The sequence below is a fragment of the Streptococcus oralis subsp. tigurinus genome (genome assembly GCF_002093575.1).
In the GTDB taxonomy this organism is placed as follows: domain Bacteria; phylum Bacillota; class Bacilli; order Lactobacillales; family Streptococcaceae; genus Streptococcus; species Streptococcus oralis_CH.
On the sequence record NZ_LNVH01000005.1, the window covers coordinates 103,710 to 121,641 of the forward strand.

General features: G+C 41.4%; 14 protein-coding genes and 2 pseudogenes. 2 read left to right on the forward strand and 14 right to left on the reverse strand.

Translation table 11 applies throughout. The features are described 5' to 3' along the window. Positions 1-7: 7 nt before the first annotated feature. A complete protein-coding gene (locus ATE37_RS07710; RefSeq protein WP_000156968.1) occupies positions 8-484 on the reverse strand; it encodes a PTS sugar transporter subunit IIB in 477 nt (158 codons plus the stop codon). Next, on the reverse strand, positions 481-2,268 hold the full coding sequence (locus tag ATE37_RS07715; protein WP_084868604.1) for a glycoside hydrolase family 35 protein: 1,788 nt from the start codon (positions 2,266-2,268) through the stop codon (positions 481-483). Before ATE37_RS07715 ends, ATE37_RS07710 begins: the two co-directional genes overlap by 4 nt. A 279-nt stretch (positions 2,269-2,547) precedes the next feature. On the opposite strand from ATE37_RS07715, the gene ATE37_RS07720 reads away from it, so the two are divergent. Both ATE37_RS07720 and strH read left to right on the forward strand, forming a co-directional pair. Continuing rightward, positions 2,548-3,306: a GntR family transcriptional regulator gene (locus ATE37_RS07720; protein WP_180382778.1), complete on the forward strand. Its 759-nt coding sequence runs from the start codon at positions 2,548-2,550 to the stop codon at positions 3,304-3,306. 294 nt (positions 3,307-3,600) lie between these two features. Next, a complete protein-coding gene (gene strH / locus ATE37_RS07725) occupies positions 3,601-7,623 on the forward strand; it encodes an LPXTG-anchored beta-N-acetylhexosaminidase StrH (RefSeq protein ID WP_084868605.1) in 4,023 nt (1,340 codons plus the stop codon). Positions 7,624-7,681: 58 nt separating this feature from the next. On the opposite strand, the gene purB is transcribed toward strH, so the two are convergent. The 12 genes and pseudogenes from purB to purD form a co-directional block, all read right to left on the reverse strand. Further along, a complete protein-coding gene (gene purB, locus ATE37_RS07730; protein WP_084868606.1) occupies positions 7,682-8,980 on the reverse strand; it encodes an adenylosuccinate lyase in 1,299 nt (432 codons plus the stop codon). Between the two features lie 22 nt (positions 8,981-9,002). After that, complete coding sequence (locus tag ATE37_RS07735) at positions 9,003-9,770, reverse strand: restriction endonuclease (RefSeq protein ID WP_084868607.1); 768 nt, start codon at positions 9,768-9,770, stop codon at positions 9,003-9,005. A gap of 23 nt (positions 9,771-9,793) precedes the next feature. Then, entirely contained in the window at positions 9,794-11,599 is a 1,806-nt protein-coding gene (locus ATE37_RS07740) for an AAA family ATPase (protein ID WP_084868608.1), read from the reverse strand. A 34-nt stretch (positions 11,600-11,633) separates the two neighbouring features. After that, positions 11,634-11,824: pseudogene (locus ATE37_RS07745) on the reverse strand (phosphoribosylaminoimidazole carboxylase). A gap of 71 nt (positions 11,825-11,895) precedes the next feature. Continuing rightward, positions 11,896-12,795 (reverse strand): NYN domain-containing protein, encoded by a 900-nt coding sequence (locus ATE37_RS07750; RefSeq protein ID WP_084868609.1) that lies wholly within the window; start codon positions 12,793-12,795, stop codon positions 11,896-11,898. 102 nt (positions 12,796-12,897) lie between these two features. Then, entirely contained in the window at positions 12,898-13,590 is a 693-nt protein-coding gene (locus ATE37_RS07755; RefSeq protein WP_084868610.1) for an aspartate/glutamate racemase family protein, read from the reverse strand. Then, positions 13,523-13,809: pseudogene (locus tag ATE37_RS10990) on the reverse strand (hypothetical protein). The gene ATE37_RS07755 and the pseudogene ATE37_RS10990 overlap by 68 nt, the downstream one beginning before the upstream one ends. 10 nt (positions 13,810-13,819) lie before the next feature. Continuing rightward, positions 13,820-14,770, reverse strand: coding sequence for a ketopantoate reductase family protein (locus ATE37_RS07765; RefSeq protein WP_084868611.1), 951 nt, complete (start codon positions 14,768-14,770; stop codon positions 13,820-13,822). Beyond that, the gene (gene purK / locus ATE37_RS07770; protein ID WP_084868612.1) at positions 14,771-15,862 is read right to left on the reverse strand and encodes a 5-(carboxyamino)imidazole ribonucleotide synthase; all 1,092 of its coding nucleotides are present in this window, start codon (positions 15,860-15,862) and stop codon (positions 14,771-14,773) included. It lies immediately after the preceding gene. Beyond that, positions 15,849-16,337: a 5-(carboxyamino)imidazole ribonucleotide mutase gene (purE, locus tag ATE37_RS07775; RefSeq protein WP_000805606.1), complete on the reverse strand. Its 489-nt coding sequence runs from the start codon at positions 16,335-16,337 to the stop codon at positions 15,849-15,851. Before purE ends, purK begins: the two co-directional genes overlap by 14 nt. A 28-nt stretch (positions 16,338-16,365) precedes the next feature. Next, a complete protein-coding gene (locus tag ATE37_RS10995; protein ID WP_084868613.1) occupies positions 16,366-16,482 on the reverse strand; it encodes a phosphoribosylaminoimidazole carboxylase in 117 nt (38 codons plus the stop codon). 94 nt (positions 16,483-16,576) lie between these two features. Further along, on the reverse strand, positions 16,577-17,839 hold the full coding sequence (purD, locus tag ATE37_RS07785; protein ID WP_084868614.1) for a phosphoribosylamine--glycine ligase: 1,263 nt from the start codon (positions 17,837-17,839) through the stop codon (positions 16,577-16,579). Positions 17,840-17,932 lie beyond the last annotated feature (93 nt).

Below are 17,932 nucleotides of genomic sequence, written 5' to 3' on the forward strand. Positions count from 1 at the left end.
TTTTTTCCTATTTTAACAAGCTCAAAAAGTCTGAAACTGGATCATTTGGAACCATTTGAGCAGTGAGTTTTACACCTTTTTCTGCTAGTTTGTGGAAGTCTTCCACATCCTTGTCTACCACGTTGATAGAACGTGTGATAGAGCGAGTTTCTGGTGTTTGAGACATATTGCCGACGTTGAGTGTTTCAAGCGGAACACCTGCTTCGACCAAACCAAGGAAACGGTCTGGTTTACGTGCAACGATAAAGAGACGTTGGCTATCGTATTTACCAGCAAGGATATTTGCTGCTGCTTTCTCAACTGGCAAGATACTGAGTTTCACACCTGGTGGTGTCGCAAGTTTCAAACCACTCTTTTCAATATCGTTGTTAACAACTTCGTCGTCTACAACCATAATGCGTGAAACATTTAGTTTTCCAGCCCAAAGATTGGCTACTTGACCGTGGATCAAACGTCCATCGATACGGCATCCTACAATTGTCATAAGTTTTCCCCCTTTATGTGTTTTAGTGTAGGTTTACGAGTTAAATGAATCTCTTCTTTATATTCGCCCTCAGTTTCAAAGATGATGATGCGGTTAGCACCTTCCTTGAGATAGCTATGAGGGATATAAAGTGAGAGGGTCGGGCCGACGTTCCAGAAACGTCCTAAGTGACGCCCGTTGACAAAGGCAACTCCCTTACCAAACTCAGACAAGTCTAAGTAGGTATCTTTTGGCTCTTCGACCGTAAAGTCGAAAGCGTAAAAGGCTGGTTGTCCTTCTGTCCATCCTTTTGAAAAATCAATTTTCTCAGGATTATCCAGCGGCAGTGGATATTGTTTCCAATTCAGTAAGAAATGTAGATCCTTGCAGACACCTGTACGAATGCCTTTATGTTGCGTATCTGCTAAGAACTTGTGTCCATAGTTAACACGCCCCATATTTTCGATCAGGATATCAATCTCTGAACAGCCTTCTCGGTTTCCCTGACAGTAGATGTCTTCACCAATCTCTGTCTGGTATTGAGTAGCAATCCATTGACCATCTACAAAGAGTTGAGCTCGGTCACGTCCATCGATGATACGGAGACGCTCCTCTTCTGCATCCCAGCTTGCCTCAGTGCGATAGAGCAGGTAGCCATAACTTTGACCAAGTTCTTCCATCGCTTTTGGATAGAGACTTTCAGTAGGACTAGAGAGACTATCCAGGGTTTCAAACAGGGAAACTTTTTCGACCAATGGAACGGCCCCTATCTCCATGCTTTCCTTATAGAGTGGTTCCAACTGTGGATACTCTGGGAAGTGGGTTGCCATCATCTTCTTGACTGCTAAGTATTTAGCAGTTGGATTTCCTTCTTCATCGAGAAGGGCATCATAGTCGTAAGATGTGACTTGTGGCAAATCCAGAGTTCCTCGAGCCGAGCAACCATTCATGAAACCAAAGTTTGTTCCACCATGGAACATGTAAAGATTGATAGAGCCTTGCTCCAATACCTCTCGAACAGCTTCTGCCAATTCTTTAGGATCCCGTGTGATGATGGGTTCTTTCCAACGGTTGAACCAGCCATCCCAGAATTCCATACACATGAGAGGCCATTTCTTGCCATGCTCATCAAAGAATTCTTGCATTTGTGAAAAGTTGTAAGGAGCCTTAGAACCAAAATTCCCTGTCACAAAGAGATCATCTTCAATCAAGGTTCCGGCTTTCAGAGTAGCCCTCCATGGGCCATCTGAAGTAAAGAGTGGGCAATCAATCCCTCGCTCTTCCATCAATTTCCGAATTGCTCGTAGATAAGACTTATCTTCTCCATAGGAGCCATATTCATTTTCGACTTGCATCATAAGAATGTTTCCACCATTATCCAACAAGCGAGGTACAAGCCTCGGCAATAATTGGTCATAATAGTGAGCAACCGCCTCGATGTAGGCCGGGTCGGACGAGCGGATTCGCATGTCCTTGGTCAAGAGCCAAGCCGGCAAGCCACCAAATTCCCATTCCGCACAGATAAATGGAGATGGTCGTACAATGGCATGGAGACCCAGATCCTGTGCAATTTGAAGAAATCTCTCCAAATTTCTGGCACCTTCAAAATCAAACTCCCCTTCAACAGGTTCGTGTAAATTCCAAGCTACATAGGTCTCGACTGTATTAAAGCCAAGCGCCTTTAAGTTATAGAGAGAATGATACCAATCCTCTGCTGGAATCCTAAAATAATGAATGGCGCCGGACAAAATCTTGAACGGTTTTTCGTCTAAATAGAAATCGTCCTCAATTTTAAATCTTGTCATGTTATTACCTCTGACGAATTAAGTTTGCGCTTTCATTTATTATAATATTAAATATAATCAAATCTTTTGCATTTGTCAATAGGTTTTAGAAAATTCTTTAAAATTTTTCTATTTTTTTACTTACTATTTACCAAAATTATCTAAAAATAGCATGAAAGCGATATTTTAATGTATGATAATTCACAAGGTTATAAAATGGAATTTTTTACATGTAACATAACATTTTTAGTCTATTATTTTAATTTTTTTTACCTAAATACTACTATTTTGTCTGTATTTATGGTAAAATCAAGGTTGGAGAAAGAGAATCGAGGTGAAATTATGGCTATTCCAAAATACCAATATATTAAAGATGAATTAAAAAACAAAATCATTTCAGGTCAATTTGCAAGTGGAGATAAATTTTATACAGAAGCAGAATTGATTGCGATGTACGATGTGAGTTCAATCACTGTTGTGCGTGCTTTGAATGACCTTGCAAAAGACGGCTATATTGTCCGCCAACAAGGTAAAGGGACTTTCGTTTCACGTGCCCGCAAGCACAAACTCGTTGAATTTTCAGATGTCGAAATCTTTGAAACAAAAGATGATAAAGTTACTGTCCTTTCTATCGAGCGCGGAAACAAGCTTGAATACCTAGAGAAACTTGGATTACGTGGAGATCAGTTCTACTACAAAATTGAACGTACCCGTCAAACAAATGACGTTACATACATCTACCACACATCTTATATTCCTGAGCAATACATCAATGCCAACTATCCAAATCTTGACTATTATAGTTCTATCTATAAACGTTTCAAATTGGATTACCGCATTCACATGAATGATGAACATTTTGAGGAAATCAATGAAATTGCATTTCCAACACCAGAGCACGTTGCTTCTGTACTTGGAATCGATACACAATTCCCAACTGTCTTCCAAACCAAGACTACAAAACTTGAGGCTACTGGCCAAGTCCTCGCCTATAGTGAAACGTATAAGCGAGCAGACTACTACAAAATTAAATTCCTCTCATGTAATCGAGGTCATTAAGAGAAAGCTTGAGCCTAGCTCAGGCTTTTTCTATATTCATTATAGCACGAGAAAGAAGTTGTGAGAACGCTATGAAGGGTTCTTATTTAATTAGTAGCGTTTTTACTAAAAACAAGTTAAATATTCGCTTTCTCTTTCTTATTTCTGGAAATAATTTTCTTCTAAATCTTATGATTTCTTCTATTTATTATAGTTCTTATATAAACGTACTTGACATTTTACTCCTTAGATAATAAAATAAAATCGGTTTTATGTAAACGCTATCATATATGATAATAACAAGGAGGTTTTGTCATGAAACTAGAAAAGAAACAGCGCTTCTCCATTCGTAAATACGCGGTTGGGGCAGCTTCTGTACTTATAGGATTTGCTTTTAGCGCACAAGTCGTATCTGCTGACGGGATTACTCCAGCTCCAACAGCTGAGGAAACTGTTCAAACTATTCAGGAGAATCCTCAGGCAGTCAAGGAAGCTGTAGACTCCAAGGTTCCAGAAAAACTGGAAGAAAAGGCTGACGAGCCTGTAAAAGAGGAGGTCAAAGAAGACCAGGAGGCTCCTCGAACAGTTGCTTCAACAACAGAAGAGTCAAGCGCACCAGTTGTGACAGAAAATGCTGCTCCAACTCCTACTGCCGAGAAAGAAAGCCCCGCCCCAGCTGAAACTCCTGCTGAAAGCACTTCTTCAGAAAAGAAAAATGAAGCCGTCACACCTGCAGTAGCCACTCCTAGTACGGAACGAGCAGCTCAGGTAAATGAAAAACTGGCAAAAAGAAAAATGATCTCAATCGACGCTGGACGCAAGTACTTCTCTCCAGACCAACTCAAAGAAATCATCGACAAAGCCAAACACTATGGTTATACCGATCTTCATTTACTAGTTGGAAATGATGGCATGCGTTTCATGCTGGACGACATGACGATCAAAGCCAATGGCAAAACCTATGCAAGCGACGATGTCAAACGTGCACTCGAAAACGGAACCGACGCCTACTACAAGGATCCAAACGGCAACCATTTGACAGAAAGTCAGATGACGGACTTGATCAACTATGCTAAAAATAAAGGTATTGGTCTCATCCCAACTGTAAACAGCCCTGGTCACATGGATGCGATTTTGCATGCTATGAAAGAACTAGGCATCCAAAAACCGAACTTCAACTACTTTGGTAAGGAATCTGCTCGTACCGTTGACCTTGATAACAAAGAGGCTGTTGCATTTACCAAAGCTCTGATCGACAAATATGCTGCTTACTTCGCTGGCAAATCTGATATCTTTAATATCGGACTGGATGAGTACGCCAATGATGCTACAGATGCCAAAGGATGGAACGTTCTTCAAGCCTATAAATGGTATCCAGAAGATGGATTCCCTGACAAGGGTTATGATAAATTTATCGCCTACGCTAATGACCTTGCTCGTATCGTTAAATCTCACGGTCTCAAACCAATGGCCTTTAACGACGGTATCTACTATAATAGCGACACTAGCTTTGGAACCTTTGACAAAGACATCATCGTTTCTATGTGGACTGGTGGATGGGGCGGATACGACGTCGCTTCTTCTAAACTTCTAGTTGAAAAAGGTCACCAAATCCTTAATACCAACGATGCTTGGTACTACGTTCTAGGACGAAATGCCGATGGCCAAGGCTGGTACAACCTCGACCAAGGACTCAATGGTATCAAGAACACTCCAATCACTTCTGTACCAAAATCTGAAGGAGCAGATATTCCTTTCATCGGTGGTATGGTAGCTGCTTGGGCAGATACTCCATCAGCACGCTATTCTCCATCACGTCTCTTCAAACTCATGCGTAGCTTCGCAAATGCAAACGCTGAGTACTTTGCTGCCGACTATGAGTCTGCTGAGCAAGCTCTGAAAGAAGTCCCAACAGACCTTAACCGCTATACTGCGGAAAGTGTCGCAGCTGTCAAAGAAGCTGAAAAAGCTATTCGCTCACTCGATAGCAACCTCAGCCGTGCCCAACAAGACACCATTGACCAAGCAATCGCAAAACTCCAAGAAGCTGTAAGCAATTTGACCTTCACACCAGAAGCTCAAAAAGAAGAAGACGCGAAGCGCGAAGTTGAAAAACTTGCCAAGAACAAGGTGATCTCAATCGACGCTGGACGTAAGTACTTCTCAGCTGAGCAACTCAAACGTATCATTGATAAAGCTAGCGAACTTGGATATTCTGATGTGCATCTCCTCCTAGGAAATGATGGACTTCGCTTCCTACTTGATGACATGACCATCACAGCTAACGGAAAAACTTATGCAAGTGACGATGTCAAGAAGGCCATCATCGAAGGAACAAAAGCTTACTACGATGATCCAAACGGAACCACTCTTAGTCAAGCTGAAATCACTGAATTGATCGAGTACGCAAAATCAAAAGGCCTCGGACTCATTCCAGCAATCAACAGCCCAGGCCACATGGATGCCATGCTCGTCGCTATGGAAAAACTTGGAATCAAGAATCCTCAAGCCAACTTTGACAAGGTCTCTAAAACAACCATGGACCTCGAAAACGAAGAAGCGATGAACTTTGTCAAAGCCCTCATCGGCAAGTACATGGACTTCTTTGCAGGCAAGACAAAGATTTTCAACTACGGTACAGACGAATATGCCAATGATGCTACCAACGCTCAAGGCTGGTACTACCTCAAATGGTATGGACTCTATGGCAAGTTTGCTGAGTACTCTAACACCCTTGCTGCCATGGCCAAAGAAAGAGGCCTTCAACCAATGGCCTTCAACGATGGTTTCTACTACGAGGACAAGGACGATGTTGAGTTTGACAAGGATGTCATCATCTCTTACTGGTCTAAAGGATGGTGGGGCTACAACCTTGCAACGCCTCAGTACCTAGCAAGCAAAGGCTATAAACTCCTCAACACCAACGGAGACTGGTACTATGTTTTAGGTAATCACAAACCAGATGAAGCCTACCCACTATCAAAAGCACTTGAAAACTCTGGCAAAGTACCATTTAACCAGCTTGCATCTACCAAGTATCCAGAAGTAGACCTTCCAACCGTCGGAAGCATGCTTGCTATCTGGGCAGACAAACCAAGTGCTGAGTACAAGGAAGAAGAAATCTTTGAACTCATGACTGCCTTTGCAGACCATAACAAAGACTACTTCCGCGCTAACTACAACGCACTCCGTGAGGAACTTGCTCAAATCCCTGCAAACTTGGATGGATACAGCAAGGAAAGCTTGGATGCCCTAAATGCAGCTAAAGAAGCTCTCAACTACAACTTCAACCGTAACAAACAAGCCGAGTTAGACGCTCTCGTAGCCAAGCTCAAAGCAGCCCGCCTAGGCCTCAAACCAGCAGCAACCCACTCAGGAAGCCTCGATGAAAACGAACTAGCTGCCAATGTTGAAACCAAACCGGAACTCATCACAAGAGCAGAAAAGATTCCATTTGAGGTCATCAAGAAGGAAAATCCGAATTTCCCAGCTGGTCAGGAAAAGATCATCACACCAGGTGTAGAGGGCGAACGCACTCATTACATCTCTGTCCTTACTGAAAATGGGAAACAAACAGAAACGGTTCTAGATAGCCAAGTAACCAAAGAACCTATGACCCAAGTGGTTGAAATCGGTGCCCCTATTACTCACAAAGGGGATGAACACGGTCTTGCTCCAGCCGTAGAGGCAAAACCAAGACTGGACATCCAAGAGGAAGAGATTCCTTTCACTACCGTAACACGTGAAAATCCACTCTTGCTCAAAGGGAAGACTCAAGTCCTTACCAAAGGTGTTAACGGTCGTCGCAGTCATTACTACTCTGTAAGCACTACTGCTGATGGCAAAGAAGTGAAGACTCTTGTCGATAGCCTTGTAACGCAGGAAGCAGTGACACAAGTCATTGAAGTCGGAACCCTTGTTACCCATGTAGGGGATGAACACGGTCTTGCCCCAGCTGCAGAAGCAAAACCTAGACTAGACATCCAAGAAGAAGAGATTCCTTTCACTACCGTGACACGTGAAAATCCGCAATTGCCAAAAGGACAAACGCAAGTCGTCGTTGCTGGAGTAAATGGTCGTCGTACGATTTTCTACTCTGTCAACACTACTGCTGACGGCAAGGAAGAAAGAACCCTTGTCAATAGTGCGGTATCGCAGGAAGCGGTCGCTCAGGTGGTCGAAGTCGGAACTGCCGTTGAGAAAGCTGAAGCAACTACTAGCAAAGCAGATGAAAAACAACTCCCTGCAACAGGAAGTCAAGACTCTGCAGGCTTGGTCGCAGCAGGACTCATGGCCACACTAGCAGCTTACGGGCTCACTAAGAAAAAAGAAGATTAACACCCTTCGATAAGCATATAAAAAAGCGAGATTGAATCTCGCTTTTTTATTATTAGGATTAATCACCCAGTCCGATACGTTCAAAGATATCATCCACTCGTTTGGTGTAGTATGCAGGGTTGAAGATTTCATCAATTTCATCTTGAGTGAGGCGTGATGTCACTTCTGGATCTGCTTCGAGAAGCGGTTTAAAGTCCACTTGATTGTCCCAAGAGTAGGCTGTTTTTGGTTGCACCAAGTCATAGGCTTGCTCACGCGTCATGCCTTTTTCGATCAAGGTCAACATAGCACGTTGGCTAAAGATAAGACCAAACGTAGAGTTCATGTTGCGGATCATATTTTCTGGGAAGACCGTCAAGTTCTTGACGATATTTCCGAAACGGTTGAGCATGTAGTCAATCAAAATGGTTGTATCTGGTGTGATGATACGTTCAGCTGATGAGTGGGAAATATCACGTTCGTGCCAGAGAGCGACGTTCTCATAGGCTGTCACCATATGACCACGAATAACACGCGCAAGACCTGTCATGTTCTCAGAACCGATAGGGTTGCGTTTGTGAGGCATTGCAGATGAACCTTTTTGCCCTTTAGCAAAGAATTCTTCTACTTCGCGTTGCTCAGATTTTTGCAAACCACGAATCTCAGTCGCCATGCGTTCGATTGAAGTTGCGATGCTGGCAAGAACTGCAAAGTACTCAGCGTGAAGGTCACGAGGAAGGACCTGTGTAGAGATTTCTTGAGCACGGATACCAAGCTTGTCGCATACGTATTGCTCTACAAATGGTGGGATGTTGGCAAAGTTCCCAACCGCACCAGAGATTTTACCAGCTTCCACACCAGCAGCTGCATGCTCGAAACGTTCGATATTGCGTTTCATTTCGCTGTACCAAGTCGCCAATTTAAGACCAAAGGTTGTAGGTTCAGCGTGCACACCGTGGGTACGCCCCATCATGATGGTGAACTTGTGCTCCTTAGCCTTGTCAGCGATGATGTTGGTGAAGTTTTCAAGATCACGACGGATGATGTCGTTGGCTTGCTTATAAAGGTAACCATAGGCCGTATCCACCACATCAGTAGAGGTCAAACCATAGTGAACCCACTTACGCTCTTCACCAAGAGTCTCTGAAACCGCACGCGTGAAAGCAACCACATCGTGACGAGTTTGCTGCTCAATCTCCAAAATACGGTCAATGTCAAAGTCCGCTTTTTCACGAATCAAAGCCACATCTTCCTTAGGGATTTCCCCCAACTCAGCCCATGCCTCGTCAGCCAAGATTTCCACCTCAAGCCAAGCACGGTATTTATTTTCTTCACTCCAAATGTTCGCCATCTCAGGGCGAGAGTAACGGTTGATCATGTTGTTTCTCCTTAATTTAAGATCATAAGTAATCATTCTTTATAACGTCAGAAGATACGATAATTCCAGGGAATTCATTTAAATCTACGCCATCTAAAGAATACGGGAAAGGAAATAATATAAATTGTAAAGATTGTAGTTCAGCTAACCTAATAAGGCTTCTCAATTGGAAATTAGAAACTCCACGTATACAATAATTCTCTTTGTCAGGTACATTGTCATAATAATATTGAGCCATCTTTTTTGAATAAAATAACGGTAATGTTATATGTGAATCTTGTATATTTGAATATTGATAAAACGATCCTGTAACTTCTCCATTACGTTGTTCCATCAACATCCAAAAGGGTTCCCCCTGTACTTTCTCATCAGGCAAGAATCCTTTTTTAATTGTTCCAGCCACTATGTCTACTATTGTCGGCAGTTCGTCAACCGTCATCAATTTAATACCATTTGATTCTGCAAAAATTTTTGTTCCTTCTTGAAAACCAACCTTTGAAATCATTATTCCAATTATATTACCCAATCCAACATCTTGTAGCTTTGTAGAAAAATCACGTATTTCCTTTATTGACACTTTATTTTTCCAATCTTTACATTCTATAGCTACTCTACACTCTATATTTAAATGTGTGAATTGATAGTAAACATCAAATTCATTAGTGGCTCCACTCTGACCTTTAATGGTTACTTTTGTTGATACTAATGTATTTTCATAATCATTCAATTCTAGTAAGCGAGAATATACATACTGGGCATAATCCTCTAATGATTTTCCTGTATTAACCATAAATTTATAACCTTTTCCCCTTATTACTCAACTAAAGATAAAAACTCTTTGACAATTTCTGTTAATTCAAAATGTTCTATACCGTCTTCATCTATATATTTTTCTTGTTCATGAATTTGGTCTACTGTCATCTTTAGCCAGTTATTTTGTAAAACCTTATTTTCATTAGTTTGATTAAAATTCTTAACCTCCTCTTTCACATCGTTATAATCAGTTATATTTACGTGCCCATCAAAGATATCTGGATGAAGATAATTTTCAGCCTCACGTTTTCGAGTACAAAATGCAGTTCTTCCATGTTTTCTATTCTTTTCAACGGTAGAAGTATTTTTTGTTCGATTGGCGGGAGAAATTCTATCTGAATCTAAAAATATTCCAAAAGGAAGACCAAACTGATCTACAGTTCTCATTGTAATCCAAGATTTTAAATTATCACAACCACCAGTAGGTACTAGTGCGATATTTGCCTCCTGAAAAGTCCTGTCTATTTCTCCACTTTCTTTTAAAACCTTGCATAAATGATTAAAGAAAATTATATCTGTTTTACCTTCTATTAAAATTAATGCCTTTGTTTCTTTTGAAATTGGATCCGGTAAAACACCTAAAGTTTCTGTGATTTTTTGTAAAACCTCATCACCTCCACTACTAACTTGTGACTTATCCGATTTTTCTACTAATCGAAGACTAGCAGTGGGTAATAGTCCACCTAGAGCTGGAGTATGGGTTGTTAAAATTATTTGAGTATTTTCCTTGGATGCTAACTCTAGAAAAGCTTCTATGAGTAATTTTTGATGCGATGGGTGTTGAGAAGTCTCTGGTTCTTCAAAAGCATAAATTATGCTCTTATTCCTCTCTGCTTCTGATAATTTTCTTTCTGCCTCTGCCCGAAAGAAATTTAGGAGAATTAAACGACGAACTCCACTTCCTCTTTTATTGATAGATATATCATCATCCGATTTTATTGATAATTTAAAAAGCGAATCAAACTTAGGCTCTGATTTAAACTCTGGAATTAGAGAAGCAGCCAAATCCTCATCCATCTCTTGCAACTTAGCTAATGTACGTCCTGCAGTTTCAATTGCTTTCCGTTGAACTTCACTTTTTATTTTATTAATCTCAGTTTGCAACTCTTGTAATGCTTGAGATACCGCAACAGACATAGGATCCGCAATTTCTTTATCTGAATCTGAGCTACTTCGATCTGATTGAAACAAAGCATAAATTGGTAAAAAAGTCTCAATTACTCCATATACTTTTTTTGCATCCTCTTTTGTAACTTCTAATTCAACCTCTTTAATTATTAAATCACTTTTAGAAGATAAAATCGCCTGTCGAATAGAGACATTACTTCTTTTATCGTATTTATCCTCATCAATACCTAAATCAACCGCACGCTTTTTTAGATCAGCTTGTTTTAACAATAACAGATCATTGTAGTTATCATCTATAGGATGATTACAAATAATTTTCGTCTCCGGTTTTGGTTTTGCAGATGAACATTTGAAAGTTTTTTTAATTTCCAAATCACCATTCGAATTCAAAAGATTTTCATCTTCCAAGCTTGTTTTAGAAGAAGCATCAACTACTATCTCATCTGGTAATTCATCAAAAATACATGTTATAAAAATAGAATCTGAATCCGATCCAACAGATAAATCATCTCTCTCACAAACAACTAATTTGTTATTAAAAAAGATTTCTAATGCTTCTAAAATTGTTGATTTCCCTGCATCATTCTTACCTATAAAAGCTGTCAAATTATCAAAATCAACAATTGTTTCATCTTTATAACCGCGAAAATTTTTAATTTTCATTTGCTTAAGCCTCATAATCTGTTTTCTCCTCAAATTCTTCTTTTCCAATTCATACAGATGGGTAGTGATCTAGTGTGGTCAAATACGTATCTAACGGTAGATCATAGATAGCTAAATAGTTTTTAGGATATTGTGCAACTAGCTCTTCATACTTAGCTTCACCTTTTCGTGATTGCTACTAGCATACAATACTTCGACGACTGCCCCAGTCTTATCTTTTTCAACAAATGCATTAACAATGAGTTATATCATAGTAACCTTTTCATTCTATATGCTTTGTATCTCCTGATATAGTTATATATAAAGACATATTATTTTTTTATTTTATTAATAGTATAGGCAATAAATCCAGCAAAAGTGACAACTCCAGTTACAATCCTGCCCTGATTTTCTTTTATAAATTCTTTAATTTTTTGTTTTTTAGCTTCTTTATCAAGTTTTTTCTGCTCTTCTTTCTGCAGTCTCTGTTCAGCTTCTTTTTCGATTGCTTCGTTTTTCAGCTTTAAATCTTCCGATTGAGCAACAGAAACAATCTTCTTAATTTCTGAAATTCTTTCAAAATCAACTAATGTGTCAATTCGCTCCAAATAGATATTTTTATCTACGTAACATAGACCAGAGATTTGATTTTTAGCGTCCTGCTTAGTCTGGTTAAACTCTCGCTCCTGTTTTTCCCTTGCAAGACGAATCTCTCTTTCTTTTAAATATTCTTTTTCATAATATCCATCAATATCACGATTAAAATAAATTAAATCCTCTGCTACATCATCAAGATATTTAATTGCGATTTCCTTAATATCCAAGTACTCATTACTTAAACTATCTTTCCAAGACCATAAATTAACTCTCCAATTCTTCTCCAAAGCTTCTTCAATAAGAGGAAACATGTCAAAATCTCCACTTAAAAGATTCACTGTTGCAGAATGGTTTTGTTGAACAATAAATGACACACCTTTGGCAATTATTTTTGAATCAACTGCTTTTTCTCCATTTAGTTTACGATCATAAGTATATACATCAAAACCTTTACTCCTCATAGTTGACCAAAACTCATCACTCTTCGGAGGCGTAGATCCAACTAAAATCTTTTTCTGATTTTTAAAGTTTGTATAATTCCTTACAAATTTATCATAATCAAATCTTCCGTCTTGGCCTACAATATTTTTTACTTCAATAAAAATATTTGAATTATCTATCAATAATAAATCCATAACTTTCTCCACTTTTATTACTTCAACTCCTAAAAATCAATTCTTTCCCAAAACTCAACACTGTCACACGCCCTACCTTACGATTTCGCTTGTCTTCTATAATCATTTATTTACTGCCCACTCCGCCGCTTTCTCTGCGTGGATTACCGTTGTATCATAGAGGGACAGGTCAGTGTCGGATTGCTTGACCAGGAGACCAATCTCGGTGCAACCCAAGATAACAGCTTCAGCGCCTGCTTTTTTCAAATCATCTATAACGGCAAGATAAGTCTGCTTTGAACTTTCTTTGATATCACCTAGACAGAGCTCGTCATAAATGATTCGATTGACCTCTGTAATTCCAGCTTGGTCTGGAATCAGCACTTCTAATCCAGACTCTATCAATTTCTCTTTGTAAAAATCTTGAGTCATGGTGTACTTAGTTCCTAGCAGACCGACTTTTTGAATACCATCAGCCAACAAGGCCTGCGCGGTTGCCTGTGCAATATGCAAGACTGGAATTGTAATTTTTTCTTGTATCTGTGGGGCAACTTTATGCATAGTATTTGTGCAAATAACGATGAAATCCGCACCTGCTTGTTCCAAGCGCTGAGCAACATCTGTCAAAAGTTGAGCACTCTTCTCCCAGTCTCCAACAGCCTGATAATGCTCGATCTCCACAAAATCTACACTGTAGAGCAAAATTTTAGCTGAATGTAGACCTCCCAGCTCTTTTTTGATGGTTTCGTTAATAATTTGGTAGTAAGATGTGGTACTTTCCCAACTCATACCGCCAATCAGACCGATAGTTTTCATAGCTAATTAAGCTCCTCTCTTCCAATAGACACAATAAGCAACATGATAAAATATAGAGATTAGTATCCAGTGGCAAATCATAGATAGCTAAATAGTTTTCTGGGTGCTGAGCTACTAGCTCTTCATACTTGTCTTTCACCTTTTCGTGATTGCCACTAGTATACAAGACCTAGACGACTGCTCCACAGTCTTATCTTGTTCAATAAAACCATTGCACAACCAGAATACTCTAGACAGAAGCCCCCTTCATATTGGCTTCCAGAATAGGCATCTCAACACCCAACTCCAGACCTGTCAGATAGACACTTTGACAACAATAAAAGATGTCCTGTTTATCATTATGCAAGGTCATGATTTTTCGGGTTAGCTCATTTTTCGCAAACATAGCTTTCATGGCCTTCCCTGCAATCCAAGCGGGAATTTTATAAGGCAAGAGTTCTGCTTTGTAAAGTTTCAAATTCACACCACGCGCTTCTACGACTTTCAAAGCCTCTCGAATGGCCTTGATGGCTAATGATAATTCCGAAGAACTGTTCATCAAGTTCAAAGCCAATTTTTCTGTATTTTCTAGATTTCCCGAGCGTGCAGCTGTCGAGGTGACACCCGCATTAATCGCCATGTGAATCCAAATCCACTCGACCATATCATGAGGAACCTCCCACTTCAAATCTGCTGAAGTCAGCAAATCCGTCAAGTCAGCATAATTGGGGATGTGTGCTTTTTTCTCCCCTTCTAACATTAAATGGTCGAACAAGACGCCATCTAAATGATCCTTATTCATATGACCACCAGCTGTAGGAAATGCGAGAATATAGTCATACTCCCCTGCCCATTCCTCTACTTCCTCTCGCGTATTCCAGAAATTACAGAAGAAAACAAGAGTTCCTTTAATCTGATTTTCTCGCAGGGTTTCCACGGCTTCTTTTACAAAACCCTGACGCACACTGATAAAAATAAAATCATATTCCGCATGAGCCTCCGCCACATGAACCGCATAGGTATCCTGTTTATTTTCACCTTTGGAAACATAACGGCCATCTAGCAAATCAACTGTCAAGACGTTTGGTGCTGTACTTTTCTTACTTTCTCTCAGCACGTGCTCTACCTGATGACCTGCTTTTTGAAAAGCATAGGCATAAATGGTCCCGATAACCCCAAGACCTAAAATTGCTATTCTCACCTAAAAATCAATCCCTTCTCCAAACTCAACCACGCTATCCGGCGCATTACTAAACAAAGTCACGTGTCCCATTTTGCGGTTGTGCCTTGCTTCTATTTTACCATACATATGGAGGTGGGCGCTTGGATTTTCTGTGACATATTTTTCAGCGACCTCGACGTGTTGGCCGAGAACATTAAGCATAACAGCAGGCGCATGCAGTTTAATGACTGGCAATGGTGCTCCGAGAACACCCAAGATATGGGTATCAAACTGTGAAAAGTCGCAGGCTTCGATAGAGTAGTGTCCTGAGTTGTGTGGACGTGGCGCAATTTCGTTGACAATGATGTCATCCGCTGTCGCAAACATTTCCACACAGAGGGTTCCAGACAAGTTCAGTTGTTCAGCGATTCGCACTGCCATTGCTTTTGCTTTGGCTGCTAGACTTTCTGAAACGCGAGCTGGCACAATGGTCTTGGACAGGATGTTATTGCGATGGATATTTTCCTGAACGGGGAAAACCGTCACATCCTTGCCATTCCCTGATACAATGACAGAAATTTCAAGGTCAAAGTTGACGAATTCTTCCAAAACGCAGTCTGCTGAGTCGGCTAGTGCACGGGCTTCTTCCAAGTCTGCTTCTGAGCGAATGACTTTTTGTCCATGCCCATCGTAGCCACCAGTCGCAGTCTTAAGAACATAGTTTTTCGACAGGTCGATATCCGCCAAATCTTGGCTAGAAGTTACAACCTTATAAGGCGCTACGGTAACTTGAGCCTTGTTTGAGAGGAAGTCCTTTTCAAAAATACGATTTTGAGAAATGCGGAGCAGATCTGTTCCTTGAGGGAGTTGTCCATCCTTAATGACAGCATCCAGACCGTCAGCATCGACATTTTCAAATTCATAAGTGAGGACATCACATCGCTCAGCCAGCTGACGGAGAGCGTTCACATCGTTATAGGGAGCCACGATGATTTCCGCCACACGAGAGGCTGGACAATCCGCCACAGGATCCAGCGCGATGACCTTGTGCCCCATGTAGATAGCAGAAATGGCCATCATCTGACCAAGCTGACCGCCACCGATAATTCCGATTGTTTTAGATGAGCTCATTGGTAGACTCCTCTGCGATTTTTCCTTGCTCTTCTGCGAAATCTGCCAAAGCTGTCGCGATAGCCTGATCCTCTACTGACAGGAGACGGAGGGCAAAGAGGGCCGCATTTGTCGCACCTGCTTCACCGATAGCCATAGTCGCAACAGGCACACCACCTGGCATCTGAACGATAGAGTAGAGCGAGTCCACGCCACTAAGAGCGCGCGACTTGACAGGTACCCCGATGACAGGAAGGGTTGTTTTCGCTGCGACCATCCCTGGCAAATGGGCTGCGCCACCAGCACCTGCGATAATGACCTTGATGCCACGGCTACGAGCTTCTTCGGCATGTCTGAACATGAGGTCTGGTGTACGGTGGGCAGAGACAACCTTCTTTTCGTAGGCTACACCGAAACGGTCTAGGACTTCGGCAGTTTTTTGCATGGTTGCCCAGTCGGATTTTGAGCCCATGATGATGGAAATTACTGGCTTCATTTCTTCTCCTTTTTCTTTCTTTCAACAATCACCTTAGGTTGTGAGGGACGGTAGCAGCCACCAAAGGTGTCTCATGCCTAAATCGGAAGCCCAAGGTCTTTCGATTTCCCTGAACGATTGGCTTATAATCCAATCGTTCTTTCACAACGGCGGTGATTGCTCTATATCAGCTCGCTAATGCTCGCAAATCAAACGACCATTATCGTATTTGGCGACTTCGTCGCGTTATTCTTATATCTTTACTTAATTGCCTTGCTTCCGATATCTGTTCGGTAGAAGAGGCCTTCTGTGTTTTGTTGGGATAATTCTTGGTAGATGGTGTTTTGGGCTTCTTTGACGGTATCGGCAGTGGTGACAAGCATATAAACTCGTCCGCCGTTGGATAGCAGTGCTCTGCTATTTTCCGCGAACTTAGCTCCTGCATAGTAGGTGATGATGTAGCCATCGGTTTTGGCTGGCAACTTGACACCTTTTTCATAGTCTATCGGGTAGCCCTTGGATGCGACAACCACACCCAGAGTCACACCCTTGTCCGTCCACGTGATGTTCGGTTCCTTGCCATCGAGGATATCCGTAATATTTTGCGCAAAATCAGATGTCAAACGAGGCAAGATAATCTGAGTTTCGGGATCTCCAAAACGAGCATTGAACTCGATAACCTTAGGTCCATCAACTGTCAAAATAAGCCCCGCGTAAAGGACACCAAGATACGGGCGACCTTCTTTGATCATCCCTTCAAGAACTGGCTTGACAATAGTGTCAACCGCTGTGTCAACCACGCTCTGTGGCAAGTGAGGAACTGGCGCATAGGCACCCATCCCACCAGTGTTAGGGCCCTTGTCGCCGTCGTAAGCACGTTTGTGATCCTGAGCCGTCGGCATGATGTAGAACTTGTCCCCATTGACAAAGGCAAAGAGAGAGAACTCTTCTCCGTCAAGGAATTCCTCGATGACCACTCGCGCCCCCGAGTCACCAAACTTATTGTCCAAAAGCATCTCGTGAGCGGCTTCGACCGCTTGCTCAACCGTTTCAGCTACGACAACACCTTTCCCAAGTGCCAAACCATCTGCCTTGACAACGATAGGAGCGCCTTTCTCCTCGATATAAGCCTTGGCCTCCTCGAAATCTGAAAATGTGCCATAGGCTGCTGTCGGAACGTCATATTTGACCATGATTTCCTTGGCAAAATCCTTGGACCACTCCAACTCCGCTGCCAATCTTGTCGGACCAAAGGCTTTGATACCAGCTTGGTTAAAATCATCCACGATACCAGCAGCAAGTGCATCATCTGGACCGATAAAGGTCCAAGCAATGTCATTTGCTTTTGCGAAGTCAATCAACTTAGAATGTTCGGAAATAGAGATATTTACCAAATCAAGTCCATCTAAGGTCATCCCGTCATTCCCAGGTGCCACAAAAACTTGCTCAACATCTTTAGACTCCAATAACTTCTTAGCAATCGCATGTTCACGACCACCCGAACCGACAACCAACAGTTTCATCTCTCAACCTCTTTTGCGAATTATTTACTAACATTATACCACAAACGTTCGTTTTAATCTTGTTTCACTTAGCATTTTAAGCCAAAAAAGGAA

Coding starts and splice junctions, on each gene's coding strand:
- ATE37_RS07710 (WP_000156968.1), bottom strand. CDS start 484: ATGACAATTGTAGGATGCCGTATCGATGGACGTTTGATCCACGGTCAA.
- ATE37_RS07715 (WP_084868604.1), bottom strand. CDS start 2,268: ATGACAAGATTTAAAATTGAGGACGATTTCTATTTAGACGAAAAACCG.
- ATE37_RS07720 (WP_180382778.1), top strand. CDS start 2,548: ATGGTAAAATCAAGGTTGGAGAAAGAGAATCGAGGTGAAATTATGGCT.
- strH (WP_084868605.1), top strand. CDS start 3,601: ATGAAACTAGAAAAGAAACAGCGCTTCTCCATTCGTAAATACGCGGTT.
- purB (WP_084868606.1), bottom strand. CDS start 8,980: ATGATCAACCGTTACTCTCGCCCTGAGATGGCGAACATTTGGAGTGAA.
- ATE37_RS07735 (WP_084868607.1), bottom strand. CDS start 9,770: ATGGTTAATACAGGAAAATCATTAGAGGATTATGCCCAGTATGTATAT.
- ATE37_RS07740 (WP_084868608.1), bottom strand. CDS start 11,599: ATGAGGCTTAAGCAAATGAAAATTAAAAATTTTCGCGGTTATAAAGAT.
- ATE37_RS07750 (WP_084868609.1), bottom strand. CDS start 12,795: ATGGATTTATTATTGATAGATAATTCAAATATTTTTATTGAAGTAAAA.
- ATE37_RS07755 (WP_084868610.1), bottom strand. CDS start 13,590: ATGAAAACTATCGGTCTGATTGGCGGTATGAGTTGGGAAAGTACCACA.
- purK (WP_084868612.1), bottom strand. CDS start 15,862: ATGAGCTCATCTAAAACAATCGGAATTATCGGTGGCGGTCAGCTTGGT.
- purE (WP_000805606.1), bottom strand. CDS start 16,337: ATGAAGCCAGTAATTTCCATCATCATGGGCTCAAAATCCGACTGGGCA.
- purD (WP_084868614.1), bottom strand. CDS start 17,839: ATGAAACTGTTGGTTGTCGGTTCGGGTGGTCGTGAACATGCGATTGCT.